This is a genomic window from Sphingomonas phyllosphaerae FA2 (assembly GCF_000427645.1).
In the GTDB taxonomy this organism is placed as follows: Bacteria; Pseudomonadota; Alphaproteobacteria; order Sphingomonadales; family Sphingomonadaceae; genus Sphingomonas; species Sphingomonas phyllosphaerae.
Genome location: NZ_KE386571.1, coordinates 1,704,054 through 1,729,646, shown reverse-complemented (window position 1 = coordinate 1,729,646; position 25,593 = coordinate 1,704,054). Strand labels below are relative to the sequence as shown.

15 protein-coding genes and 1 pseudogene are annotated in these 25,593 nt (G+C 65.5%); 4 read left to right on the top strand and 12 right to left on the bottom strand.

From position 1 onward, the window contains the following. Window positions 1–70 precede the first annotated feature (70 nt). The 7 genes from SPHPH_RS0108475 to SPHPH_RS0108445 all read right to left on the bottom strand — a co-directional run bounded on the left by SPHPH_RS0108475 (window position 71) and on the right by SPHPH_RS0108445 (window position 11,167). On the bottom strand, window positions 71–2,041 hold the full coding sequence (locus SPHPH_RS0108475; RefSeq protein WP_028966320.1) for a glycoside hydrolase family 2 protein: 1,971 nt from the start codon (window positions 2,039–2,041) through the stop codon (window positions 71–73). A 373-nt stretch (window positions 2,042–2,414) separates the two neighbouring features. Then, on the bottom strand, window positions 2,415–3,212 hold the full coding sequence (locus SPHPH_RS19230; protein ID WP_051272916.1) for an SGNH/GDSL hydrolase family protein: 798 nt from the start codon (window positions 3,210–3,212) through the stop codon (window positions 2,415–2,417). Further along, a complete protein-coding gene (locus SPHPH_RS0108465) occupies window positions 3,212–4,369 on the bottom strand; it encodes a glycoside hydrolase family 76 protein (protein WP_028966319.1) in 1,158 nt (385 codons plus the stop codon). The genes SPHPH_RS19230 and SPHPH_RS0108465 overlap by 1 nt, the downstream gene beginning before the upstream one ends. Further along, window positions 4,369–7,158 (bottom strand): TonB-dependent receptor, encoded by a 2,790-nt coding sequence (locus SPHPH_RS0108460; RefSeq protein ID WP_051272915.1) that lies wholly within the window; start codon window positions 7,156–7,158, stop codon window positions 4,369–4,371. Before SPHPH_RS0108460 ends, SPHPH_RS0108465 begins: the two co-directional genes overlap by 1 nt. Window positions 7,159–7,192: 34 nt before the next feature. Beyond that, window positions 7,193–8,917 (bottom strand): class I mannose-6-phosphate isomerase, encoded by a 1,725-nt coding sequence (locus SPHPH_RS0108455; RefSeq protein ID WP_028966317.1) that lies wholly within the window; start codon window positions 8,915–8,917, stop codon window positions 7,193–7,195. Continuing rightward, on the bottom strand, window positions 8,904–9,833 hold the full coding sequence (locus tag SPHPH_RS0108450; RefSeq protein ID WP_028966316.1) for an ROK family protein: 930 nt from the start codon (window positions 9,831–9,833) through the stop codon (window positions 8,904–8,906). The genes SPHPH_RS0108455 and SPHPH_RS0108450 overlap by 14 nt, the downstream gene beginning before the upstream one ends. Beyond that, window positions 9,830–11,167 (bottom strand): sugar porter family MFS transporter, encoded by a 1,338-nt coding sequence (locus tag SPHPH_RS0108445; RefSeq protein WP_051272914.1) that lies wholly within the window; start codon window positions 11,165–11,167, stop codon window positions 9,830–9,832. The genes SPHPH_RS0108450 and SPHPH_RS0108445 overlap by 4 nt, the downstream gene beginning before the upstream one ends. Before the next feature lie 266 nt (window positions 11,168–11,433). On the opposite strand from SPHPH_RS0108445, the gene SPHPH_RS19225 reads away from it, so the two are divergent. Next, a complete protein-coding gene (locus SPHPH_RS19225) occupies window positions 11,434–12,621 on the top strand; it encodes an ROK family transcriptional regulator (protein ID WP_037488308.1) in 1,188 nt (395 codons plus the stop codon). A 10-nt stretch (window positions 12,622–12,631) separates the two neighbouring features. Here the strand turns inward: SPHPH_RS19225 and SPHPH_RS0108435 are convergent, their stop codons facing one another. Continuing rightward, window positions 12,632–14,062: a glycoside hydrolase family 125 protein gene (locus SPHPH_RS0108435; RefSeq protein WP_028966314.1), complete on the bottom strand. Its 1,431-nt coding sequence runs from the start codon at window positions 14,060–14,062 to the stop codon at window positions 12,632–12,634. 180 nt (window positions 14,063–14,242) lie between these two features. Between SPHPH_RS0108435 and SPHPH_RS0108430 the strand changes: the two genes are divergently transcribed. Beyond that, window positions 14,243–15,700 carry a glycoside hydrolase family 125 protein gene (locus tag SPHPH_RS0108430; RefSeq protein ID WP_238302976.1) on the top strand — a complete coding sequence of 486 codons (1,458 nt, stop codon included), beginning with the start codon at window positions 14,243–14,245 and terminating at the stop codon, window positions 15,698–15,700. 587 nt (window positions 15,701–16,287) lie between these two features. Here the strand turns inward: SPHPH_RS0108430 and SPHPH_RS0108425 are convergent. Further along, window positions 16,288–17,016, bottom strand: coding sequence for a porin family protein (locus SPHPH_RS0108425; RefSeq protein WP_028966312.1), 729 nt, complete (start codon window positions 17,014–17,016; stop codon window positions 16,288–16,290). On the opposite strand from SPHPH_RS0108425, the pseudogene SPHPH_RS20745 reads away from it, so the two are divergent. After that, a pseudogene (locus tag SPHPH_RS20745) lies at window positions 16,933–17,627 on the top strand (IS5 family transposase); the annotation flags it as partial. The gene SPHPH_RS0108425 and the pseudogene SPHPH_RS20745 sit on opposite strands and share 84 nt — an antisense overlap. Before the next feature lie 41 nt (window positions 17,628–17,668). On the opposite strand, the gene SPHPH_RS0108420 reads toward SPHPH_RS20745, so the two are convergent. The 3 genes from SPHPH_RS0108420 to SPHPH_RS21100 form a co-directional block, all read right to left on the bottom strand. Further along, entirely contained in the window at window positions 17,669–18,718 is a 1,050-nt protein-coding gene (locus tag SPHPH_RS0108420) for an arabinan endo-1,5-alpha-L-arabinosidase (RefSeq protein WP_028966311.1), read from the bottom strand. Between the two features lie 41 nt (window positions 18,719–18,759). Next, window positions 18,760–21,405: a TonB-dependent receptor gene (locus SPHPH_RS19220; RefSeq protein ID WP_162143922.1), complete on the bottom strand. Its 2,646-nt coding sequence runs from the start codon at window positions 21,403–21,405 to the stop codon at window positions 18,760–18,762. A 666-nt stretch (window positions 21,406–22,071) separates the two neighbouring features. Then, window positions 22,072–22,275, bottom strand: a complete 204-nt coding sequence (locus SPHPH_RS21100) for a hypothetical protein (RefSeq protein WP_028966310.1) — start codon at window positions 22,273–22,275, stop codon at window positions 22,072–22,074. Window positions 22,276–22,493: 218 nt separating this feature from the next. On the opposite strand from SPHPH_RS21100, the gene SPHPH_RS0108400 reads away from it, so the two are divergent. Further along, a complete protein-coding gene (locus SPHPH_RS0108400) occupies window positions 22,494–25,469 on the top strand; it encodes a TonB-dependent receptor domain-containing protein (protein ID WP_238302974.1) in 2,976 nt (991 codons plus the stop codon). Window positions 25,470–25,593: the final 124 nt, after the last annotated feature.

Genomic DNA, 25,593 nt, shown 5'->3' with positions numbered 1-25,593 from the left:
GGTAAACGCCGCCCGGTTCCGACAGAACACCAGCTCTGCCGAAAAGCTGGACGGCGTTCACTCGTGCCGGCTAGTGCCCCGAGCCAGGCTGAGCATCTCTCAGTGGAGCATGGATGCGCGCAAATGTGGCCGGCGGGAGCTTGCTCTCCGCACGATCGTAGGTGAGGAGGCCATTGATCTCGCCTTCGACATCGGTGGTCTGGGTGTAGACCGCCGCACTCAGGCCGATCTCGCGCGCTTGACGGATCACCTCTGCGTACTTCCGCTGATAGCGCGCCTCGTAGTCCGCCTTGTCCTTGGCGGTCTGATACCCCCAGTTCTTCGCCGGGAACCAGAGGTGTCCGGGTACGGGCAAGCCGATACCACCGAACTCGCCGATCACGATCGCCCGATGCGCCTGGTAGGTCGGGGCTCTGGGCACGTCTTCGTAGGTGTGGATGTCGTAAATGTCTGACCCGGCATCGCCCGTGTCCAGCCAGCCCGACACCTTGTTGACCAGACGAGAGGGATCCAGATCATGGACCATCTTGGCGAGGCGCGTTGACGCATACTGACCCCAGCCCTCGTTGTTGACGACCCATGTGACGATCGACGGGTGATTGCGCAGGTCCGCAACCATTCGCGTCAACTCGTATTCGAACTCATTGATGGTCTCCTGCGGCATCACCGCCTCTGCCTGTGACGAGGGGCGCACGAATTGGTCGAGGCTTTCGTCCTCCGCGCCCGACGGCATATCCTGCCATATCAGGATGCCCATCCGGTCGGCCTCATAATAGTATTGTGCCGGTTCGACCTTGATGTGCTTGCGAAGCATGTTGAAGCCCGACTTTTTGAGATAGTCGATCTCGAAGCGGATCGCCTCCTCGGAGGGAGGGGTGAGCAGCCCGTCAGGCCACCAACCCTGATCAAGCGTACCGTTCTGGAAGAGCGGCCTGTTGTTGAGCATCATGACAGGCTGACCAGGGATCGTGCCGATCCCGATCGAGCTCTTGCGCATCGCGAAATAAGCATCGACGGTGTCGCGCGGAGCGCCCTGTACCACGGCGTCGCGATATGCCGCCGCCTCCTGCGCGGTCAGGATCTTGTCGCCCCGTTCACGATGCGGGCTGTTGTCCGGGCCGACATAGGGGCTCTTCACCTTCACCAATTCGACTTTCAGATCGTAGAGGAAGGGGTTCTCCGGGGACCATAGCTGCGCGTTCGGGATCGGCAGCGTCGCCGCTCGATTGCCACGCACCAACGTCGTCGCGATCGCTCGTCCCTTTTGCAATGCGGTGATCCGGACCGCGTCGTCGTCCGCCGCGCTGCGGTTCAATGCGACATCGACGGACAGTGTGCCGCGGTCGATATCGGGCGTGATCTTCATGTCTTCGACATGCAGCGCGGGCACCGGTTCCAGCCATGCCGTCTGCCAGATGCCGGTGACCGGCGTGTACCAGATGCTGTTCGGCTTCAGTACTTGCTTGCCGCGCGGCTGCGCGCCCGTGGAGGTGGGATCGGTGACCTGCACGACCAGCTCGTTTGAACCGGCCTTGAGGTAGTCGGTCACATCAAGGCTAAATGCATCAGACCCGCCGCGATGCGATCCGACGACACCACCGTTCACTGAGATCGTGGCCTCGTAGTCGACCGCGCCAAAGTGTAGGAGCACGCGCTGACCGCCCCAGTCGGCAGGGACCTCGAAGCTGCGACGATACCAAAGTCGGTCGTCAGGGGTGACCGGCCGTGCAACCCCCGACAGTCGCGATTCAACGGCGAAGGGTACCAGAATGCGACCGTCCATCTGAGTTGGCTGAGCGGCGGCCTTGGGCCTGACGGCGTACTCCCACATGCCATTAAGATTTTGCCACTTAGCGCGCTTCATTTGCGGTCTAGGATAGCTCCGCCATGCGTTGTCCGGCGTGACGGCCCGCCCCCAGCGGGTGGTAAGATCGCTGGTGTAGATCCTGGCTGTCGGAGTTGAGGGCATCGTCTGCGCAGCAGTCAACGGTCCTACCGATGTTCCAGCCAACGCTGCAGTTACGATCGCGAGCTTCCTCATATCATTCCTCTCTTTTTACGCTTTTCGAAGTTTCGCGTCCGATTGAAATAACCTTAGATCAGATTGAACGAACATGGGACCATTGCGAGAGTGAGCTGCCTCAATTGGCGATGACGAGAAGGATGGTAGCTGTTTTTCCTCACGCTGAAGGAACCCAGACGTCTGCCTTCATTGTCACAGGACCAAACCTCAGTGCCGAAGCGCCACCTCATTGCGAGCACCACTGCCGTGCAGCGGCTTAGTGCAAATTTTTGCGGATCCAAGTTCTGGCACCTTCACGGATGGCTGTCGTTTTGCTGTTCCCTCTGGTTGGACTCAAGTAGACCTGTGAATTCCGCTTCGGGAATGTGCGTGTTTGAATCACGCGTTGAAGTCAGGTCGTTTCAACAAGAAGGCGTACGATTGCTGCGGCTACTGCGGCATGTCCCGCAGCCGTCGGGTGCCACGACGTTCCAACTGCCGGGCGCCCGACTGCATAGGGCTGGGCCGCACAGGAATCGTGCCCGCGCGACAGCGCTCCGGCGCGCAGCAGCGTCGCGTGCTCGCGTCGTGTAATTTCGGCGGTCACTCGTGCGAGGCGGCGGAAGGTCGCGCGCGCGCTCGCGAGCGCTGTCGCGTCATAGGGGATGGAGGCGCAGGGTCGCGTTGGAAGCATGTCGAGATAATCGACTACGATGAGCCTGGCGCTCGGCGCCCGGCGCCGCACTTCCCATGCCACCTCGGCGAAATTGCGTTCAAGGCGGGTCCATTCCGTCGCGGTCGGAGCAGGGGGGCGACCGCAACGCACGGCTGCCCCATTGCGCCTGACTGCACACTCGGCGCGGGCGAGATCGCCGACGAGATGCACGTCGTTGCCCCCGATTGTTACCGTCACCAACTTGGTCGTCGGGGTGAGGCGGTCGAGTTGCGCGGGTAACTCGTCCCAGGCGTGAAGCAGATGCTCGGTGGTGGCGCCGCCGCAGCTCGCGTCGACGAGGTCGAGGTGGAGCCGCGCAGCAACCAGTCGGGGGTAGTTGTTGACCGTCTGGCCACAGCGTACCGGCGCCGACGGGGCGAGCGGCCCGATGCCCGCGCCAGCCGCATAGGAACTGCCGAGTGCCACATAGGTCGAGCCCTCGGGCAGCGCGCCGGGGGCGGCGGCGAGCGCGAGCAGCGCAACGGCGCCGCGCATCAGTACAGCGATGCCCAATCAGCCGGCCGCCACGCCGACACAGATTCCACCTGTACGAGCGCGGCAGTGTCGATCAACTCGGCGCGGCGGCCCGCGAACTGGACGAGCCCGGCGGCGTTGCGTCGGCGGCGCCACATGCGGTCCGCGTAGCCGCGCATCGCGTCGAGGTCGCGGCGGTCGCGCGTCGCGTCGGCGAGCAGCAGCAGGTTCTTGAAATAGATTGCATTGAAGGGCGGCGGCTGATCGTCGACCTGTTCGCTCTTGACGAGCTGCTCACGGCTCGCCTCGGCGATGCGACGCGCCTCGACGAGGTAGAGCGCCTCACCGGTGGCGCGCCACAGCAGCACGTTGACGCCTACCGGTACGCCCTGGTTGTAGCTCCACACGCGCGGCTCGATCGTGCCGTCACGCTTGATATGATCGGCGTAGAGGCCGTCGCGGCGCTGCAGCGTCGCGTTAGTCCAGCGATAGTAGCGCAACGCGTCGTCGAGATAGGCGCGCTCGCGCGTGATCAGGTACAGCCGCACGCCGAGCTCGGCCGCGGGCATGTTCGACACGGTGTTGCGGTCGCCGTTGTCGCTTTTCTGCGTCCACACCACCCCGCCGGGCGCGGGCAGTCCCTTCTCCTCGGACCAGCCCGAGCGGATCAGCGCGAAGATCGCGCGCGCGCGGCGCAGCGACTCGGCGTCGCGGCGGAAGAGATGGTGCTGCACCTCGGCGAGCCCCACCCACATGTTGTCGTCGTAATAGAGGTCGTCGCCGTGGCCGAGCGGCGCCACCACCTTGGCGAGGTGACCGGCGACCCCGGTGGTCGAGGTCGTCGACCAGTAACGCTGTTGCGCCGCGCGCACCTTGGCGAGCGCGGGTACGAAGCGTCGCCCCGCGGCTCCCGGCATCATCGCGAGGTCGAGGAGCGCGACATGCGCCTGCGAGAAGGGCCACTCGGTCGAGTAACGTTCGTCGCCGGGTCGGGGCGGGTGGTACTCGCGGTAGAGCCCGGTGCCGTCGCCGACCGCGAAGGCCTTCTCCAGCGCCGCGTGCCAGGCGAGCGCGCGCGCGCTGGGGGCGGGGGCAGATACGGGCGCCGCCGTCCCGCGCGCGCCGGCGAGCGCCAGCGCGCCGCCGACGAACGCTCGGCGCGTGGGTCGCGCCGCCATCAGAAGCGGAACCGCGCGCCGAGCGCGAAGACACGGCTCTCATAGCGGACGTCGCGCGGGTAGCTCGCGTTGGCCAGCCCCGGTACCGCGCGCAGCGCACGATAGGGCGAGCCGGTGATGTTGCTGACGTCGAAGGTCAGCGTCACCGCCTCGATCGCGGCGACTGACAGCGAGAAGTCCAGCCGCTCGATCGGGCGGTTGAACTCGGCGCCGATCAGCTGGCCGGCGTTGTCGGTGGCGAAGAAGTTGGTCACGCGAGAGCGCCAATTGTAAGCCAATCGCGCTGACACCGGACCCTTCTCGTAGATCCCGACCGCGTTGTAGCTCCACTTCGACACGCCTGGAATGTCGCTGTCCTGCCCGGTGTCGCCGAGCACCAGCGGCAGTGCCTGCGACGCGTCGATGTAGGTGGCGTTGAGTTGGGTGCCGAAGCCGCTCAGCACGCCGGGCAGGAAGTCGAAGAAGGTCTGGAACGCCACTTCCGCCCCCTGCAAGCGGCCCTTGCCGCCGTTCTCGGGCCGGTTGACCGTCACGAGCGTGGGATAGCCAAGGTCGACCTGGCTGTTAAGATTGGTGATGAAGCCCTGCACGTCGCGGCGGAAGATCGCCCCGGTTAGCGACCCGGTCTTGGAAAAATACCATTCCAACGACGCGTCATAGTTGGTCGACAGGATCGGCTGGAGGTTGATGTTGCCGCTGCTCCCGGTGATCAGCGAAGCGCCGGGGTTCGCGATCGTTGTCGCTGGGTTAAGCTGGTTGTACTCGGGCCGGGTACGCGTCTCGGTCGCCGAGAGGCGCAGCTGGAGCTGATCGGTGAACTTGGCGCGGAATGAGGCGCTGGGAAGTACGTCGACATAGTTCTGCCGCGACGTGGTTGTCTCAAGCAAGCCGCCGACCAGCGCATTGCCGGTCAGCTGCGCCTTGGTGTTGACGATCCTTGCGCCGACCACGCCGTCGATCGGCACGCCGCCCAAGTCGAAGCCGTAGTGGAACTGGCCGTAAACGGCGTAGGACTTCTCCAACGCGTCAAGCCGCTCGTTCTGGACGTAGGCGGGGATGTCGGAGTTCCACAGCGCTCGCTCAGTCAGCGCGGCGGGGGTGCCGATCTGCTCCAGCCCGCTGCGGGCGAGATCGCGCAACGCCTCGATATTGTCGACGATTCCTGAACGGGTCGGCGCGTACCATTGGCTTAGCCCAGGAGCCTGACCGCCGCGAAAGCCGCGGTCGATCGGCGTGCCGGTGTCACCGCCGGGAATGTCGGAAAGGCGCAGGCGGAGCGGGCGCAGCGTGGCGTAGCGGCCGCCGCTCTGCAGGCGCGCGTCGCGATCGGTCAGGCGGAATCCGAAATCGAGCTGGGTGATCACGGGTAGTTCGGTGTCGAGCTTGAGGTCGACGCGCCACTGGATGCCCTTGCCCGTCGCCAGCGAGCGGCGGTCGTAGATGCCGCGCAGGATATAGCTGTTGGGATCGTTGGCGGCGAAGCCGGGCAGACCGAACTGGGCGCCACCGTCCTGACCGCCGATGTCAAAGACGAGGTTGGCGGACTGTGCGGTCGCCGGTGCGAAGTCGATGTTATAGTCGGTATATTCGGCCTTGGAGTCGGTGTAGGCGAAATCCGTCGTCAGCGTTGCGCGGCCTGTCTTCCACGATCCGCCGATCGCGCCCTGATAGGCGTTGGTGCGCCCCGCGCGCGTGCTGCGCGAGAAGTCGATGCCCCGGCCGTTGGCGAAATCCGGGGTGACGGTGACGCTCTCGAGTGTCCCCGGCTCAGCGACATTCCGTAGGATGTTGCTCAGCGCCGGATTGTCGGCGACCAGGTTGAAGCCCGCAAAGTCGTTGGCCACGTCCGTCCGTGCGCCTTGGAAGAGGCCATCGACGTAGAATTCGAGGTTGGGGGCGGGCCGCCACTGAAGCGTGCCGTTGACCGACGGCCGCCAGCGCTTGCCGCGATCGTAATAGACGCCGGCGCTCTCGGGCAGCACGAAGTCGCGCGCGCCGTCCACCAGCTGGTTCGCGCCCGGGCTGACGATGTTGCCGTTGATGTAGCGCGACGAGGTCAAATAGTGGAGCTGGGTGTAGGACACGTTGACCAGCGCGCCCAGCTCTCCGATTGCGGTGTCCCAGCGGTCGGTCACCAGCACGTTGAAGTTAGGGTCGTACTTGCGCGCCTGGTCGCCGTAGGTACCGCGCACCGCGCCTGCGATCTGGAAGCCGTCAAAGTCAAACGGGCGGCGCGAGCGCACGTTGATCAGGCCGGCAATGCCGCCCTCGATCAGATCGGCGCTCGTGGTCTTGTACACCTCCAGTCCGGCAAGCGCGCCAGCGGGGAAATCCTGCAGCGCGACGTTGCGCAGCTCGGCGGTGAACATCTCGCGGCCGTTGTAGGTCGTGGTGAGATTGGGCAGGCCGCGCACCTGCACGCCGCCGGCCTCGTCGCTGCTGCGGTTGACCTGCACGCCGGTGATCCGCGCCAAAGCCTCTGAGGCGTTGTTGTCGGGCAGCTTGCCGATGTCCTCGGCGACCACCGCGTCGACGATCTGGTCGGAGTCACGCTTGAGCGCCTGTGCGGTTTGGAGGCTGCGGCGTAGCCCGGTGACGACGATGTCGTCCGAGCTCGGCGCCGCGGCGACCGCGCCGTCCGCCGCGGCCGGCGGCCCGGCCTCAACCGGCGCCTGGCCCTGCGGCACCGCGGGCGGCGCCTCCTGCGCCACGGCCGCGGCCGGCCATAGCGAGGTTGCAGCGAGCGCGAGTGCGGAGGTCCGCGCGAGCTGGTTCAACTGAATCATCATTATCCTCCCCTGCTTTCTTGTCGTTGCTATCGTCTTATTGATCAGTCGGGCGCACCCAGGCGCGCATCACCGCGCAGGCAGCGCCCGGCGGTCCAAGCGAGCGCAGCCGGTAGCGGCCGAGCGCCGCCGGAATGACGAAGGTCTCGGCATAATGTACCTCGAATGGCGCGAACGCTTCGCTCGGGCTCTCCACTACCGCCGCGGCACCGGCGACGAGATTGAGGACGTTGAGCGTGCCTGCTGTGTCCAGCTCGACGCTCGTCTCGAACCAGGCGCGCTCTGTCTCGATGAACTCGAGCGGGTGGAGCCCGGTGCGCTCGCGGCGCCAGTCGCTCCCGTGCGTGACCGGGGTAAGCTGGTTCACCAGCTCGGTGCGCGTCACCGCTTCGCGCCGCGTCCAGTCGATGTTGGCGAGGCCGTGCTCGAGGTGGATCGGGCGCGGGCGACCGTCGAGCCCGAGGCGGCCCCAGTCCCACAGCTTAAAGGTGAAGATGTATGGCGTGGCGCTGATCTCGAGCACCATCGCGTCGCGCCCGGAGCAGTGGACGGTGCCGGCAGGGATGAGAAAATGGTCGTGCGCCCGCGCGGGCACGCGGTTGACCACAGCGTCGACGTCCGGCGCGAGCCCACCCGCTTGTGCCGCGGTGAGCGCGGCGGCGACGGCGTCGGGCTCGGCCGCGTCGGTAAGCCCGAGATAGACGCAGGCGTCGGCGCCCGCGTCGAGCAGGTAATAGCTCTCGTCCTGGGTGTAGGCCAGGCCGAAGGCAGCTCGCGCATAGTCGGCGCGCGGGTGGACCTGGAGCGAGAGGTTGCCCCCTTCCATCGTGTCAAGCAGATCGAAGCGGATCGGGAATTCGGCACCGAAGCGCGCGACTATGTCGGCGCCGAGCAGTGCGTCAGGGCGGAGGCGCACGAGGTCGAGCGCAGGGAGCTCGAAAGCCTCCTCGCCGAAGCCGAGCAGCAGGCTGTTCTCCTCGGGGACGCAGTCGAAGCACCAGGCATAATTGGGTGGGCCCTCGGGCAGGTCGAAGGTACGCCGCATCCACTGCCCGCCCCACGGTCCGGCGTCGAAGAAGGGCACAACGCGGAACGGGCGCGCGGCAACCTCGTCGAGCGCGCAATGGTAGGTCGAACCCGCGATCATCCGCGGCACCGACCCATTCGCCTCCATGACAAAGTCGGCTTCGGAAAGCAGCGTATATTTGACCGTGTCACCGACCCGCCAATCGACGAAGAAGGCGCGGCGGTAGAGCTCTGCCGCGCGCGCTCCGCGGTCGCTCCCGCCCAGATTGGCGATCTCGCCGCGGCGTTGGCGCTGCTGGAGCTCCCAGCGCGCCATGGCGACATAGACCAGCAGGTCGCGCGCGGGCAGGACGGTCGCGGCGCCCGGGCCGACGAGGACCGTGCGACGCCCCGGCACGCGCCCCGCGCGCCACGCCGCGACCTTCGCCCCGTCAAGGAAGTCGGCAATGCCGACGGACGGGAAGCGAGCGAAAACCGGATCGTCGCCGAGCAACGCGTCGATCTCCGCGTCGATCACCTTGGGATCGCGGAACAGCACGGCGGTGTCGACCACGTCCGCCTCGGGCCAGGCCCCGCGCAGCACCGCGACGATCGCCCCGACGGGCGCGCCGGGATAGCATTCTACGCAGAGATCGCCCGCAGCGGCGAGGTGCGGCAGGATGACGTCCCACCCGAGCATGCAGGCATCCGCCGCGTCATCGACGCGAACGACCGGCCACTTGTCATAGTTGGTCACGATGGGTCTCCCACAGCGGTGTGGCGGCGAGCAGCGCGGCTTCAGCGCCGAGCGCGCCGCGAAGCACCAGCGGCGGTTCGCCTAGGCACCAGGCGTGGTGCCGCAGATGCGCCTGAATAAATGGCACCACCTCCGGTGCCGCGGCGGCCCCTCCTGTGACCAGCACGCGTGTTGCGTCATAAGCGTGGACCAGGTTGAGCGCGGCCGCCGCCCAGGCGGCCAGGCAGCCGCCGCGCACCGCGACTGCACCCTCGTCCCCGCCGCGTGCAAGGTCGAACACCGCCTTAAGGTTGGTCGCGGCGAGGTCGTGGAGCGCGCCGCGCCGCGGCAGGGCCGCAATCAGTCGCGGCAGCGCCCAGCTCGACGCCAGCGCCTCGGCGCAGCCGACATTGCCGCAGAGGCAAGTCGGGCCGTCGATCGCAACGGTAAGATGGCCGCCGAGCACCGAGGCATGCCCGCTGCGCCCGCGCACCACCGCGCCTTGCATCAGCGCGGCCGACCCGATCCCGGTGCCAAGGCTGAGAAGCACCGCGTCGTCGGCATCACGGAGCGCGCCGTAATGATGCTCACCAAGCAGCGCCATGCGGCCGTCGACCTCAAGTCGCACTGGGAGGCTCAGCCGCTCGCTCGCCCAACCGGAGAAATCGAAGCCGACCGCGTCTTCGAACTTGCCCGCCGGGGTTGAGACCACGCGCCCGGAGCGCGGGTCGACCAGGCCGGGGAAAGCGATCGAAACGCCCGCGGCGAGTTCGCTCCCGTGCAGCGCCGTCAGATGTGCCTCCAGCACTGGCAGCACGGCTGCCAACGTGGTCGGCGCAGCGAGCCGGATCTCGCGTCGGCCCTCGATCGTGCCGCTGCGCACGCGCGCGCAAGCGATATGAGAGCCGCCGACGTCGACCGCGAGATAAGCGGTCATCGCACCGGCTCCGCGTGGCCGCGCATCTGTCGCTCGATTTGCTCTAGTGATGCGCCCCGTGTTTCAGGGAACCAGCGGAACACCAGCAAGCACTGCGCTGCCATGCATGCCGCAAAAAACATGAAGGGTGCAGCCGGCGACGAAGAGGCAGCGACAGGAAAGATCGCGGCGACCAGGGCGTCGAACAACCATATCGTGCCTGCGCCTAGGGCCTGGCCTGCGGCGCGCGCGTGGGCCGGAAAGATCTCGCTTAGGTACACCCAGATCACCGCGCCTTGCGAGGTAGCGAAGGCGGCGATGAAGCCGACCAGCACCGCCAGCATCAGCGCGCGCGGCAGGAGGCCGAGCATGATCGCGGTCGCCGCGAGCAGCAACATCGCCATTGCGGCGCTGCCGACAAGGAGAAGGGGGCGGCGGCCCAGCCGGTCGATCAGCGCCATGCCAATTAGCGTGAAAACAAGGTTGGACGCACCGACCGCGATTGCCTGTAGGTCAGCAGAGACCTGGCGGAACCCGGCCGCCGCGAAGATGTCGTTCAGATAATAGAGTATGGCGTTGATGCCGGTGAGCTGATTGAGCGCACCCAGAACGATCGCGAGGATCAATGGCCGCGGCGCCTCGCGCCATAGCGACGCCAGCGACACTGCCCGGACCGTTGGGACAGGGGGGACATCCACCGCAGTGTCGCCGTGGAGCAGCAGCGCTGCGATCGCAGCCTCATCGCGGCGACCGCGCAGCATCAACCAGCGCGGGCTGTCGGGCACCGCGACGAGCAACAACTGGAACAGTGCGGCAGGAATAGCGGTAAGGCCAAGCTTCCACCGCCACGCCGTCGCCGCGTCCGCCAGCAACGCGCCTACTGCGGCGTTGCTGGCGTAGGCAAGCAGGATGCCAGTGACGATACTGACTTGGAAGGTGCCGACGATGGCGCCGCGGTGCGCGGGAGGAGCCACCTCCGCGAGATAGACCGGCGCGAGCACCGACGAGGCGCCGATCGCGACGCCGGCCATGACGCGGAACAGGATCAGCGCACCCCAGTCCCACGCCAATGCACAACCAAGGCCCGAGACGAGGTAGAGCGCGGCGGCGAGCCGCAGCCCGGCGCGCGCGCCGCGACGGTCGCCGTATACGCCTGCCACCGCGGCGCCGACCATCGTGCCGAGCAGCGCGGACGATACCGTCGCGCCGAGCGCAGCGGGCGAAAGGCCGAACTGCGCGCGCAACGCGGTAGTAACGCCGGCGATCACCGCAGTGTCAAAGCCGAAGAGCAGCCCGGAGAGCGAGATCACGAAAGCGGAGAACAATAGGCGCGGTCGCAGCGCTACTCTGCTCATGGCACGCTCCTCCCCAACCAGGAGCGACGCGGTGCGATCGCGACGCCCTCTCCCTCCTGCCTCGCCGTGTCGCGCTTTGTGTCACCCCTTTTAGGGGCGCGCCGCGATCGGGGCAGTGACGGACCTTTCCTCCGAAGCAGCGTAGGCGTCAAATAAAAAAAGAAAGTAGGTGGAAGTTTAAATTAGGCGGGTGATTGTGCGTGACGCTCGCGCTGTTTACCAATGAAAGCTCCCCGAGCCCCGGAACCGATTTTTGGAGACACTGCTTGCCCCTGCCATCTCATGCGACGGGAGCGAACGGGGCGGACCAGCGCGCGCTGCACGGCACCAACCCGGCGCGCGCGGGAGAGCGCAACGAGCGCCTCGTTCTCGAGGCGATCCTTCGTGCGGGCGAGTCGACGCGGCTCCAGCTGGCGGAGCAGACCGGCCTGTCACCTGCGGCGATCGCGAACATAACCCAGCGGCTCTCGGATCGAGGTTTCGTGTTCGAGAAGGGGAGGCGCACCGGCGTGCGCGGCATGCCCGCGATCCGGTTCGCGGTGAACCCCGATGGCTGTTTCAGCTACGGCGTCAACATCGACCGAGACCATGTCACGTTCGTCGCGCTCGATCTCACCGGCGCGGTGCGTGCGCGCTACACGCAGGAGATCGACTTCGCTGCGCCCCGGACCGTCACCGCCTTCATCGGCGACGCCATCGCCACGTTATCGACTGAAGGACTCATCGAGCGCGACCGTGTGCTCGGCATGGGCGTTGCGCTGCCGGGCGGGCTGGGGCACGTCGACTTGCCCGGCCTGCCGAGCGCCTACGCCGAGTGGGACAGCGTCGACCTGCCCACGCTTCTCGCGCCGCTCGGCACATGGCCGATCATCCCCGAGAACGACGCGGCCGCGGCGGCGATCGGCGAGGCACGCTTCGGCAGCGGGCTGACGCACCGAAGCTTCTTCTACGTTCTGCTCTCCGCAGGGCTGGGTGGCGGCATGGTCGTGGCCGGCAACTACCACCCCGGTTCGACCGGCCGCGCCGGGCGGATCGGCTTCCTGAACGACCGCTGCGGCGCGCCCCTCCAGTCTGTCGTTTCGCTTTTGGCGCTCAAGGCCGATCTCGCCGCGCACGGTATCGCGCCGATCGCGCCTGCTAAATTGGCGAGCGCCGATGCCGCGGCGGGAGCGGTGATCCGGAACTGGATCGAGCGCGCCGCGGCGGCGCTGGCAGGGCCAATCGCCACCATCAGCTGTCTGATCGATCCCGGGGCGATCGTAATCGGCGGACGGCTGCCGGTGCCGCTGATCGACGAACTCGCCGAAGCGATCGAGCGCCACCGCGACGCGGTGGACGATCCGGTAGTGCCCGCCGCGCCCGTGCTGACCGCGCAGCTCGCCGCCGATGCACCCGCGGTCGGCGCAGCGATCCTGCCCTTCAACGATCTCGTCTTCCTCTCCGCTAACGACTGAGTCGCGCGCCTCAGAAGCGCTCGGCGAGCAGCTGCGGGTAGCGCGCGGCAACCGCGCCGATCATCTGCCCGAACATGCCGTTCACCCAGGCGAACCAGGCACGCGTAAAGCGCGCCGGATCATCCTTGTGGAAGGATTCATGCATAAAGCCGGTGCCGGCGTGGGTAGCCTTGAGCGTGCGCAGGCATCCGCGCACCACGCCCTCATCGCGCGTCACCATCGCGCGAGCGATGATCGCCATCGGCCACACCTTGTCGAGCCCCATGTGCGGGCTGCCGATGCCGCTTGCAGCGCTGCCCTGCACGAAGAAGGGATTACGCGGGCTCCACGCCAGCGCGGCGGTGCGTTGGTAGAGAGGGTCGTCGACCGACGCCGCCTCAATCAGCGGGAGACCGTACAGGCTGGGGATGCCCGCGTCGTCGGCGAACAGCCAGTTGCCGTATCCGTCCACTTCATAGGCCCAGACCTGCCCGCCTCGTCCGTCGGGCACGATCGCGTGTTTGCGGAGCGCCGCCTCAACCTCGTTCGCCAACGCCTCCGCGTCCCGCGCGGCGGCGACGTCGCCGCGCGCCTCGCGGTGAACGCGCGCGATTTGGCGCAGGCTCGACACCGCGAACAAATTGGCGGGTACGAGAAAGGGGTAAACGCAGGCGTCATCGGAGGGGCGGAAGGCTGAGTGGATCAGCCCAACCTTGTTCGAGGGTGGGCCATAGCCGTCGAGCATCAGGCTGTCGGTCGGGATCTTGGTGAGCCGCTGATATCGGTACGGGCCAGGCGAATCCTTGCGCTGCTGAACGCGTAACGTGTCGACGATCAGCGCGGCGGAGCGGCGCCACAGCTCGTCGAACGGCGCGCGGTCGCGGGTAGTCGCCCAATAATCGTGCGCAAGCCGCATCGGGTAGCAGAGCGAGTCGATCTCCCATTTGCGCTGCGCCACGCCGGGCCGCATCTCGGTGTCATCTAGGGTGGCAGAATCAAGGTTGGATCGCGCGCCGGGATCGCGCACGAAAGCATTAGCATAAGGATCGATCAGGATGCAGCGCGCCTGCCGCTGGATCAGCCCGTGTAGCATCTCACGCAGTCGCCGGTCACTTCGGGCCAGATGGAGATAGGGCTCAACCTGCACCGCGCTGTCACGCAACCACATCGCGTCGATATCACCGGTAATCACAAACGTATCGGGCTTGTCGTCGATCGTGCCGGTGAAAACGGTGGTATCAAGCGTGTTGGGGTAGCAGTTCTCGAACATCCACGCGAGTTCCGGGTCGGCGATCCGCGCCTTGATACGACTGAGCTCGCGCTCCACCGCGGCGCTGACAAACCGGCGCTTCGCCAACGGCGGACGCTGGCTGCTAAAGTTGACCGGAACGGCGGCGGGAAGGGGTGTGCTCACCGTCAGCGCGGCAGCGCCTTTCACTACGGCGCGTCGCGTCGGATGCATGTCTCTCTCCTATGCCGCCTTATGATGCAACGATCGGCCTGTGGGGGTGCGATATGGCACGAGGCCAGAAACGCAACAATAAAAAAGAAAGTAGGTGGAATATTGCGAAGGAACTACGCTAGTGCTTTCGAGGACGGCGCGCGCCGATGTAGCGGGCGTCGGCAGACGAGAGGGTGAAGCATGGACGATCGACACGGCACCGGGCCAAGTGGAATGACGAGCATCGGCCGGCGTACCCTCTTGGCCGCCCCTGCCACACTCGCCACTCTCGCCACTCTCCCCGCCTGGGCGGCGACACCGGTGCGGCCATCCAAGCGGCCGCCGCCATCAGAGCGGCGCTTCCACAGCGCCGCGGTCGAGCGCGAAATCGTGCGCGTAAAGCGGCTGATCGCAGACCCCAAGCTCGCGTGGATGTTCGAGAATTGCTATCCGAACACGCTCGACACGACAGTGCTAACGGTTACCGACGACGATGCCTTCGTCATCACCGGCGATATTCCGTGCCTATGGCTGCGCGATTCTTCGGCGCAATTGCGGCCTTACCTCCATCTCGCAGCCAGCGACCCGGCGCTGACCAAGCTATTTCGCGGGCTGATCGCGCGGCAGGCGCGCTGCGTCCTGATCGATCCATATGCCAACGCCTTCCTGCAGGATCCGACCGCGCGCACCGACTTGGACTCGTCACAGCACGACCAGACGGAAATGAAGCCCGGAGTAGCGGAGCGGAAGTGGGAGGTGGACTCGCTTTGCTACGTCCTCCGGCTCGCGTCGAGTTATTGGCGGGCGACCAAGGACCGAGCCCCCTTCACCGCGGAGTGGGCACAGTCGGCGCGCGCCATTGTCCGCACCTTCCGTGAGCAGCAGCGCCGAGACGACTCTGGCTCATACCGCTTCCAGCGCAGCAGTGTGCAGCCTACCGAAACGCAGCTTTGGAGCATCGGCAATCCCACGCGGAAGGTAGGCCTGATCCACTCGAGCTTTCGCCCATCCGACGATGCGACGATCCTGCCGTTCCTGATCCCAGCCAACATCTTCGCCGCGCGCACGCTACGTGAACTAGCCGTGGTCGCGACTGAGGCGCGCGGCGACACCGCGCTCGCTACTGACGCCGCCGCGCTGGCGGCGGAGATCGAGGCTGCACTCGCTGCGCACGGCCGCATGCGGCTGGCGGACGGGAGCGAGGTCTGGGCATTCGAGGTCGACGGCTTCGGCAATGCGCTCTTCATGGACGATTGCTGCGAGCTGTCGCTCTCGGGTCTCGCTTTCCTCGGCTGCGCCGCGCCTGACGATCCGCTGTGGCGCCATACCGAAGCGGCGGCGTGGAGCGAGCGTAACCCATGGTTCGTCCGCGGCCGCGCCGGCGAGGGGTTGGGCGGACCGCATGCAGGCTTCGACCTGATCTGGCCGATGGCGACGCTGGTTCGCGCCGCCTCCAGCGGCGACGATGCGCTGATCCGCGCCTGCCTCAAGTCTATCCGCGACACTGACGCGGATACCGGCTTCATCCACGAGACATTCCATAAGGATGATCCAACACGCTTCACCCGCCCATGGTTTGCTTGGGCTAACGGACTTCTAGGAGAGTTGATAGTGTCTCTTGCACGAGACAAGCCGTTAACTATACGACAACCGCTCTGAGTGATGGAGCGCATTCGACCCGCCATAGTACGCCTTGCTCGCTCTTGCCGAATTCCATCGCAAGCCGAGCAAGCGGCTGGCTTCGAGTTTTGGGAAGTGGCTCCGAATGGCCGCTTGTGGATCGACAAAGACGATCTGAGCACGATGCCCGTGTAGGTTCATCTACGCACAATGGTGCTTACAAGCGGCAAACTGCGGCGAGTAGACGCGGACATCAACCTGAGGAACGGCGGTTTGGGCCGTCTCTCGGGCTGCTCTGCTGCCAGCATGAACGAACGGCAGAAGTCGGGGGTGCGGAAACTGGCCGCGAATGACCGATTGTGGGTCACTTAAGCCTGAGTCACCCGTTCGTGTGTGCCGTTTGCTCTGCTTCGATGGGGTTAGTGGCACCCAGCTTGGACGCTGTATCTGATAGGTAGTTTCTGATGATGCCTTGGAGAAAGGTTTCGGTGGTGGACAGTTTCCTTGTTCAACAATCCTTCTTCGGCCATTCGCGGCAGGTCTAGGCTGATTGGCGCGGCGCTGGCACCAATTCCCGTGACCGTCTCGGCTAACTCCTTTTTGCGACCCCCGACAACGTATCCGAGTCAGATTTCAAGACGAAGCGAAGCCCGCACTGTCCGCGGTGCACCGGGATAGATCCACAGGGCGCTGTACGAGCTGGCAGCATAGCGCTGATCGAGCAGGTTGTCGGCTTCGAGGCGAAAGCGAACCCCCTCGACAAGCGGCGCTTCGATCGCCGCCTTTACCTTCACATATTCGGGCAGCAGCACCGGATTGGCAGTGAGCGATCCCGCCCGATCACCGATATAGGCGACGGCGGCCGAAGGGTTGATGCGCAACCAACGCTCGCCGTAGAAAAAGCGATAGCCTTTCACGCCTGCGCTGACCCGGTGCCGGCCGATCTGTCCGGCGAGCTCAAAGCGGGCTGACAGATCATCGACGCTGAAGTCACGTGATCGGCGCTGTCGCCATAAGGCGTTCCCGACGATGCGCGACTGGTCGGCGGATAGGCCCTTCAGCGTTCCCGTCCGCCAGACCAAACCGCCGTTTAGCGTCCAGCTTCCGCCGAGCTCCGCCAGACCGGTCACCTGATGCTGGTCCTGTCGTGATTTGGTGATGCCGTTCGATGGTTCACCGTAATAGCTCGAAAGCGGCAACGCGTTGGCATCGCCGTCGATCACCGGAATGCCACGGTCGAACGGCGTGTCGTACTGGTTGAACTCGCCGGTGACCGGCGGGTGCTGAGCGGCATCGTCTTCGTCAACCGCAACGGAAAGCGTTGGCGCGAAGCTCCGAGCGCCTATGGCGCCCACAAGACGCTGTACAACCGGTGGAAGCGCTGGGGCGAGCGTGGTGTGTTCACGCGCATGATGGAGGGGCCGGCTGCAGACGATGCCGACCCAAGACCGTCATGATCGACGCGACTTACCTCAAGGCGCACCGCACGGCATCGAGCCTGCGGGTTAAAAAGGGGATGTCGGTCGCCTGATCGGGCGAATCAAAGGCCGCATGAACACCAAGGCTCTCCTGAGCTTGTCGAAGGGCTCCATGCCGTCGCCAATGCGAACGGCCGCCCCTTGAGCTTCTTCATGACGGTCGGCCAAGTCAGCGATTACACCAGCGCGGCAGCACTGCTCGATGACATGCTCAAGACGCAGTGGCTGCTCGGCGACTGCGGCTACGACGCCGACTGGTTCAGGGACGCCCTCCAGGCCAAAGGCATTCAGCCCTGCATCCCGGGCGGCCGCAGGTCGCGCACGAGCCGGTCCGGTACGACAAGCGCCGATATCAGCGCCGCAGCCGCATCGAGATCATGTTCGGCCGTCTCAATGATTGGCGCCGGATCGCCACCCGCTACGACCGCTGCCCGACTGCCTTCTTCTCCGCCGTCGCACTCGCGGCCACTGTCATTTTCTGGCTATGATCAACAGTCCTGACCCTAGAGGATCGGCGGAGTCGTTAATGTCACTGGCCTTTCGCGATCGGCCATCCGTCGGCGCCCCATTCCAACGCAACTATGCGCAGTGTCGGCACCCCGCTCTTTTCGCGATCGTACGCGTGATAAACGAGGAAGTCGGTTCCATCACGGTCACGCAAATGACCTGCGTGGCCCGGACCACGGAAACGCTGCTCTTCCCGCAAGTCGGCGCGTAGCAGCATAGTGCCGCCCCCTTGCAGCATCGCGCTGCCATCTTTGCCAACATACGGGCCTTCGATCGCCTTGGAACGGCCGACCACCGTGTAATAGGTGCTGTTCACGCCCTTGCAGCAGTAATCATAGGAGGCGAGCAGCCAGTAATAGCCGCCGTGCGCGAAGATATAGGGCGCCTCGATGATCGAGGGCGCGCCGGCCGGCACCTTGCGCGACGCGATGGCGCGCGGCCGTTCGGCGGGGTGTAGCAGCTTGCCGGTCGTGGGATCGAGCCGGAACAGCTTGAGCCCGCTCCAGAAGCTGCCGAGCGACAGCCAGTGGCGCCCCTGCGCATCGGCGACGAACGCGGCGTCGATCGCGTTGAAATCGTCCTTCACGTCCGACATCACGACCAGCCCCTCGTCGCGCCAGCCGTAGCCGGGCTTGGAGGGGTCGAGCGTGGCGCTGGTCGCCAGCCCGATCGCCGAGCGGTTCGAGCCGAACGTCGACACCGCATAATACAGCCGGTAGCGGCCGTTGACGTAGCTGATGTCGGGCGCCCACATGTTCTTGGCGCCAGGGATCGCCTTTGTCGCCCACTCGGGCAGCCGCTCGAACGGTGCGCGCCCGCGGGTCCAGGTCACGAGGTCGCGCGAGGTGCGCGACGACAGGATGCGCTGCCCGCCCTCGCCGATCCCGGTCGAGAAGACGTAATAGACGTCGCCCTCTCGGATGACGACCGGATCGTGGACCGGCGCGATGTCGCCCACAAGTCGCGCGTTGAAGCCGCCCGCCGGTGCCGCGGCGGGCGTGTCCTGCGGCGCCGCCTCCGCGAGCGGCGCCGATGCCGCCGCGATGGCCAGCGCAGTGAGGAGCAGAGGCATGGTCGTCCCTCTCGTCAGATTCCGGGCACCGGCGCCGTGTCTCAGAACTTGACGCGCGCGCCGATCTGCACCGTGCGGTCGTAGGTGCGGGTGTCGCGCGGCGAATCGTAATAGACGCCGTTAAGCGAGTTCAGCCCGCGGAAGCGATCCTGATAGACGTCGTCGAGGATGTTCGTCGCATCGAACGTCAGCGTTAGCCAGTCCGTCGGCGAAAAGCTCCCCGAAAAGTCGAGCCGCGCGACCGGCTCGGCCAGGATCGTGCTCGCCTGCACCCCGCCCGAATTGTAGCTGTCGACGTAGCTCGACCGCCAGTTGTACGCCAAGCGCGCGGACACGCCGCCCTTCTCGTAGATCGCGACCGCATTGTACGACCATTTCGAGACGTTGACGATCCGCTGCCGCCCGCCGTTGATCGGATCGTCGGTCTTGCCCTCAGTGAAGGTGCCGTTGAGTTGCACGCCCAGCCCACTGAACGCGCCTGGCAGGAAGTCGAAGAACTGCTGATAGGCGACTTCGGCGCCTGCCAGGAAGCCGTCGCCCGCGTTGCGCGGCCGGCTGACGAGATATGATCCGCCGAAGTTCTCCGGCTGCGAGTAGGTCTGGATGTACCCAGACAGGTCGCGGTAGAAACCGGCCGCGGTCAGCGACGTGCTCGGCGCGATGTACCATTCCAGCGACGCATCATACGCCGATGACTTGATCGGCTGGAGCCCCGGGTTCCCGCCGCTGCCGGTGCCGATATATTGCTGCGTCCCCGTGCTGCCGCTGGGCACCAGCGTAACCAGCGGGTTCAGCTGCGCGAATTCGGGCCGGGTGATCGTCCGCCCCGCCGCGGCGCGCGCGAACAATTTGTCGGTGAGCCCGAGCCGCGCGTTGATACTGGGCAGGACGTTAAGATAGTTTTGCCGGCTCGACACGTTGTTTCCGTTGAGTTGCTCAACCGTGTTGACCACGCGGGCGCCGATCACGCCGTCGAGCGGCATTCCCCCGATGTCGAAGCGATACCCCGCCTGGCTATAGAAGGCATAGGTGTCTTCGGTGTTGAAGAAGGCCAGGTTCGGCTCATAGGGTCGCGGCCCCGCTGGCTGACCGAACAGGGCGCGGATCTGGTCGGTGTTGTTAAGTAGGAAGTCGGTGTCGGCGGTGATGAATCGGTCGACGCCTAGGCGCCCCTTCACGAGCCCGCTCGGCGACAGGCTCGCGAAGTTCGGAATCGACGTCAGCGGCGCACCGGCCGCGGTCGGGAACGCCAGCGGGATCGATGCCGTCGCCTGCGACTCGACCGTACGGTGCGTATAGCGCGTGCCGATTTTCAGCATCTGAATCACGCCGCTGTCGGGCTTGATCGTCAGGTCGTTGCGCCACGCCACCTGCTCGCTGGTGTCCAGCCCGTTGTTATCGAACAGCGTCCGAATCGTGTAGATGCTGGGATCGGTCAGGTCGACGCCAGTCAGCCCGACGCGGGGCGTGCCGCCGACGTCATAGTCGATGTCGAGCCGCGGCACGTTGAAGGACGTGTCAAGGATCGCGTTGCGGTTGGGCACCTTGCTGTAGTTATAAGTTATTTCGGTGTTCAGCACCGCTTGGCCCAGTGTCCACTTGCCGCCGACGACCGCCTGGTAATTGTCCGTACGGTTGCGGAACGCCTGCTTGCTGGTCAGCGTGTAGGCGTTGGTCGTGCTGCTGCTGTCGGCAAGAATCGGATAGGTGGCGTTCGGCGTCACCTGAGTCAGCGTGCCCGCCTTGGGCAGGCCGATGAAGAAATCGACCGCGATCTGGTTCTCGTAGCGGGTGAACACGCCGTCGGCGTAGAATTCGACTTCCGCCGACGGCCGCCACTGGAACGAGGCGTTCAGCGCGGTTCGGCGCCGGTCGCCCGCGGTATAGAGCCCACCGACGGTGTCGGGGGTCGCCACCGGCGTGCCCGACGACACGAAGTCGAACGCGGTCTGATCCTGATAGAGGCGCTTGTTATAGGACCCGGCGAGCAGCAGGCCCATCTCACCCATGCCAGTTTCCCAGCGATCGCTGACCAGCGCCGATCCAATATAGCCCCATTTGTCGGACTGGTCGCTGTACACCGCGCGCCCGCTGGCGGCGATCTGGCGTCCGGCGAAGTCGAACGGCCGGCGCAGCCGCACGTCGATCAACCCGGCCACTCCGCCCTCGACCAGGTCGGGTGTGCTGGTCTTATAGACGTCGACGCCCGCGATCAGCTCGGCCGGGATATCTTGCAAGGAGAAGCCGCGCCCGACGCCGGTGAACGCCTCGCGCCCGTTCAGCACCGTGGCGACGTTCGGCAGGCCGCGGATCAGCACGCCGGTTGCTTCGCCGGCGCCGCGCGTCACTTGTACGCCGGTCACACGCTGGAGTGCGTCGGCAACTGTGTTGTCGGGCAATTTTCCAATATCTTCGGCGACAATCGAGTCTACGATCTGCGTCGCGTTACGCTTCAGCGCCTGTGCGGACGCTAGACTGGCGCGAACGCCGGTCACGACGATGTCGTCAGCGGCCGTTCCGCTCTCAGGCGGTGTCGCCTCCACTGTGGTCGTGGCGTCGGCGCCAGTGTTGGCGTCCTGCTTCGCGGGGGTGATGGCTTGCACTGCTCCGCTGCGCGAAGCCGGCGTGCCGCTTGCGTTCTGCGCCGTGGAGGGCTGCGCCAGCAACAGGACTGCTAGGATTGACATAGAAGCGCCTGAGCGCACAAACCGCTGGTACAGCATGAACCTCTCCACGCGGGAATTTCCGCTTATTAGTCCGACATTAGTCACGACTTCGCGGGGGTGAAACTCACAAAGGCTGACCTCCTAAAGATAATTCATGACCGTGTCGGACAAGTCACACCGCGGCCGTAGGTTGGAAAAAATGCTCTCCTCGATGGCGTTGGGGAAATGAGCAACGATAGCGCGAACTCGTTGCTGAAGATGCCGTAGACGGCCGCTGCCGGCTGCTCTTCGGCCGCGAACTGCGCTGGGAACAGCGCTCGAACGACCTGTCACCGCGACTTGCAATGGACGGCGTAGGAGGGCAATCGGCCCTCGTCAGGATGGTACGATGGTCACGTTGCCCGCCTCATCAGGAGCGGCAGCGCTTCTGACCATCGCAGATCGCCAAGCTATGCGGCTAATGATCGTTGGTGGAGATTGCTGGACGCACGTTATGCACCTGCTGATGGCGTGCCAGGTACTGTCGAGCCAACGTACCGGCTCGCTCGAGAGCCGCGCAGGGTTGGTGTTTTCGCTCGCCTGAGCTACGCTGGCTCCGCTGTCAGTGCTGCGAGCTTGCTTGGTATTTCCCGAGGTCGGCCCGCGTTTGCCTGCCAAACAGCAGGCAGACGGGCAAGAAGCTCGCCTTCAATTGGCCATGTGCAGTTGTTTTGACAGCACCCCGGGCAGGCCTGCGCGCAGTTCGATCAGCAGCATAGCCGTTACCTGCGTCACCCTGGAGCCCGCGCGACAACCCGCAAGCCAGAGCAGTCCCGCGGCAACCGCCAGCAGCCCGGTCGCCGAAGCTGGCGTGCGCAAGAGGCCCAGCCAGACTATGGCTTTGGTGGCCATCCATACAGACCTACCGGGGACTCGGGTGCGACGCGCTTAACAACCCGGTAACAGCTTCCCTGTTAGCGGCCCTTCCGCAGCGCTCGACCGATTTCTGGCCGGGTAGATGACGACGAATGTCGCGCCTGCAAAAAGAAGGGGTCATCTTCGTGAATACGACAAATGCCGCTTATGGTATGTTCCGAACGGGCATATCCGGACTCGCCCTAGCCTGTGCGATGATCGCCCCCGCGCATGGTCAGGAAACTGCGGCGACGCCGGCGAGCGACTACGCCACCCAGACCGACACGCCGATCGCCGCCACCGCTGCCGATGCGCCTGCCGCCGCGCCGGCCGAGCCGGCACAGGGCGCGACCGTTGTCGTCACCGGCACGCTCTTCCGTGATTCGAACGCGACGTCAATCTCGCCGGTGACGGTGCTCGGCTCGGCGACGCTCGAACGCGCCAACATCACCACGGCGCAGGACGCGATCCGCTCGGTCTCTGCCGACAGCGCCGGGTCGATCTCGACCGGCTTCCGCAACGGCTTTTCGGCCGGCGGCGCGGCGGTGTCGCTGCGCGGTCTGGGCGTGTCGTCGACGGTGGTGCTGATCGACGGCCTGCGCTCGGCCAATTTCCCGCTGAACGACGACGGCCACAATGCCTATGTCGACCTGAATTCTATCCCGTTCAGCACGATCGACCGGATCGAAGTACTGAAGGACGGCGCGTCCTCCACCTATGGCGCCGATGCGATCGGCGGCGTCGTGAATCTGATCAGCAAGAAGAACGTGCAGGGCGTGCAGGGCTCGGTGCAGGGCGGCACGACCGAGAAGGCTGATGGTTCGCACTACCGCGCCACGCTGACTGCCGGCTTCGGCGACTATCCAAGCCAAGGCTTCAACTTCTACCTGAACGGCGAATATACCTACGACGGGTATATCACGAACAATGCGCGCGGTTATCCGTTCAACACGCTCGACCTGCGCGCCAGCGGGTTGACCGACCGCAACCGCAACGACGATTCGCTGACGACGCCGAACCCGCAGGCGGTGGTGACGCAGGTGCGCCAGACCGACCTCAACAACCCGCTCGCCGGGCAGGTCGGCGCACCGCTGACGAACCGCTACCAGCTGCTGGATCCGAATTCGTGCCCATACGGCACGTTCACCGTCACCTCGGGCGCGGCGCAGGGCACCGGCTGTTCGCACAACCTGCCCGCCGAGTATTTCATCCTCCAGCCGCGCCAGCAGCGGTATTCGACGACCGGCCGCCTGACCGTGCGGCTCAGCGACAATCTGGAGGCGTTCGCCAGCGGCAGCTATTCGCATTCCGAGGTCAGCATCGTCGGCGCGCCACAGGGCATCCGCCAGACGCAGCCGTTCGGTGGATCGGCCGCGCTCGCATCGAGCAGCCCGGGGATCGTGCTGCCGGTCTATATCTGCGCGGCGGGCGTCAATTGCGCCACCGCGGCGGATCGCCGGCTCAACCCGAACAACCCGTATGCCGCCGCCAATGCGAACACCCCGGCGAACGGCGCGGCGCGCATCTATTACCTGTTCGGCGACATCCCGGCGGGCAGCGACCGCTACGTCGACGTGTTCCGCACCACCGCCGGTATCTCGGGCGACCTCGGCAACGGGTTCAAGTTCCGTCTGAACGGCGTCTATGCGCGCGACAATTTCAGCGTCACGCAGCGCGGCTTCATCAACATCCAGGGCCTGCTGAACGCGATCAACACCGGCGCGTACAATTTCGTCGATCCGTCGCAGAACAGCGCGGCGGTGCGCAACCAGATCTCGCCCGAACGCACCACGCCGTCCTATTCGACGGTCGCGACGATCGGCGGTTCGCTCATCAAGTCGCTGATGGAGCTGCGCGGCGGCGACCTGAATGTCGGGGCGGGTTTTCAGATCCGTCGCGAGACGCTGATGAACCGCAACCAGAATGCGGACCTCAGCTATTACGCGCTCAACACCTCCTCGGCGCAGGGTCGCCAGACCGTGACCGCGGGCTTCTTCGAGATCGACGCACCGGTGCTGGAGCAGCTCGACCTCAACGTGTCGGGCCGGTACGATCATTATTCGCAGGGCTACAGCCACTTCTCGCCGAAGGTCGGGCTGAAGTTCACGCCGACGCCGGCGCTGTCGCTGCGCACGACCTATTCGCAGGGCTTCCGCGCGCCGACCTTCGCCGAATACAATCCCGCGAGCAGCTATTCGGGCTTCTCGTCCTTCACCCCGAATGCGGCCTTCATCGCCGCGCACCCGGGCAATGCCGCCTACACCAGCACGTACAACATCGGCAGCGGCGCGACCGGCAACCCGGACATCAAGCCGGAGGTGTCGCGCAGCTTCACCGCCGGTGCGATCCTGAAGCCGACGCGCTGGTTCCACCTGACCGCCGACTATTACAACATCAAGAAGTCGGCACTGATCGTCAGCGGCCCGCTGCGCGCGGCGGCCATCGACGCCTATTACAGCAAGAGCAACGCGACCGACGGCTGCGCGGCACTGGCGGCGGTCGGCCCAGGCTACAAGTGCAACGTCGTCGACGCGCCCGATCCGTCGAACCCGAATGCGTTGCCGCGCCTGCTGGTGTTCGACGTGCCCTACGTCAACGCCAACTACCAGGTCAGCTCGGGCATCGACATGCAGGCGACCGCCAACGTCAAGCTGCGCGACGACGTCCGCTTCATCAGCCGCGTCGACGTGACCCGCGTGCTGCGGCTCGATCTGGTCACGCCGGAGGGCGTGGTGCAGAAATATGCCGGGACGCTCGGGCCGTACGAGCTGTCGTCGGGTGGCGGCACGCCGCGCATCCGCGGCAACTGGCAGAACGCGCTGGAAGTGGGCAACTTCTCGCTCACTGCGACCACCTATTACGTCGGTCGTATCAAGCAGGTCGCGGCGGACCGGATCACGCCGGTGAACGGCGAGATCGACCTGTCATGCAAGAACACGCTGGCGCCGATCGTCGCCGGCAGCGACCCCGGCAATCACTGCTACATCCGTCCGTTCATCTACACCGATCTGAATGTTGCGCTGCGCGTGAACGATGACTTCCGGTTCTTCTTCAACGTTCAGAACCTGACCAATGCGCGCGCACCACTCGCATCGGCGGCCTACACCAGCAACCCGAACTATCTGAGCAGTTGGCATTACGCCGGCCTCGTCGGCCGCAACTTCAGCGCGGGCGCGAGCTTCAACTTCTGAAATTAGATAAGGATTCGTGTGCTGCGTAGAAGCCATATTCCCGCAGCACACAAACTTTTACTAGGGCTGAGACCGGCTCCGTCAAACCAAATGCACCTGCTGGTAATCGGGTGATGGTGAGGTA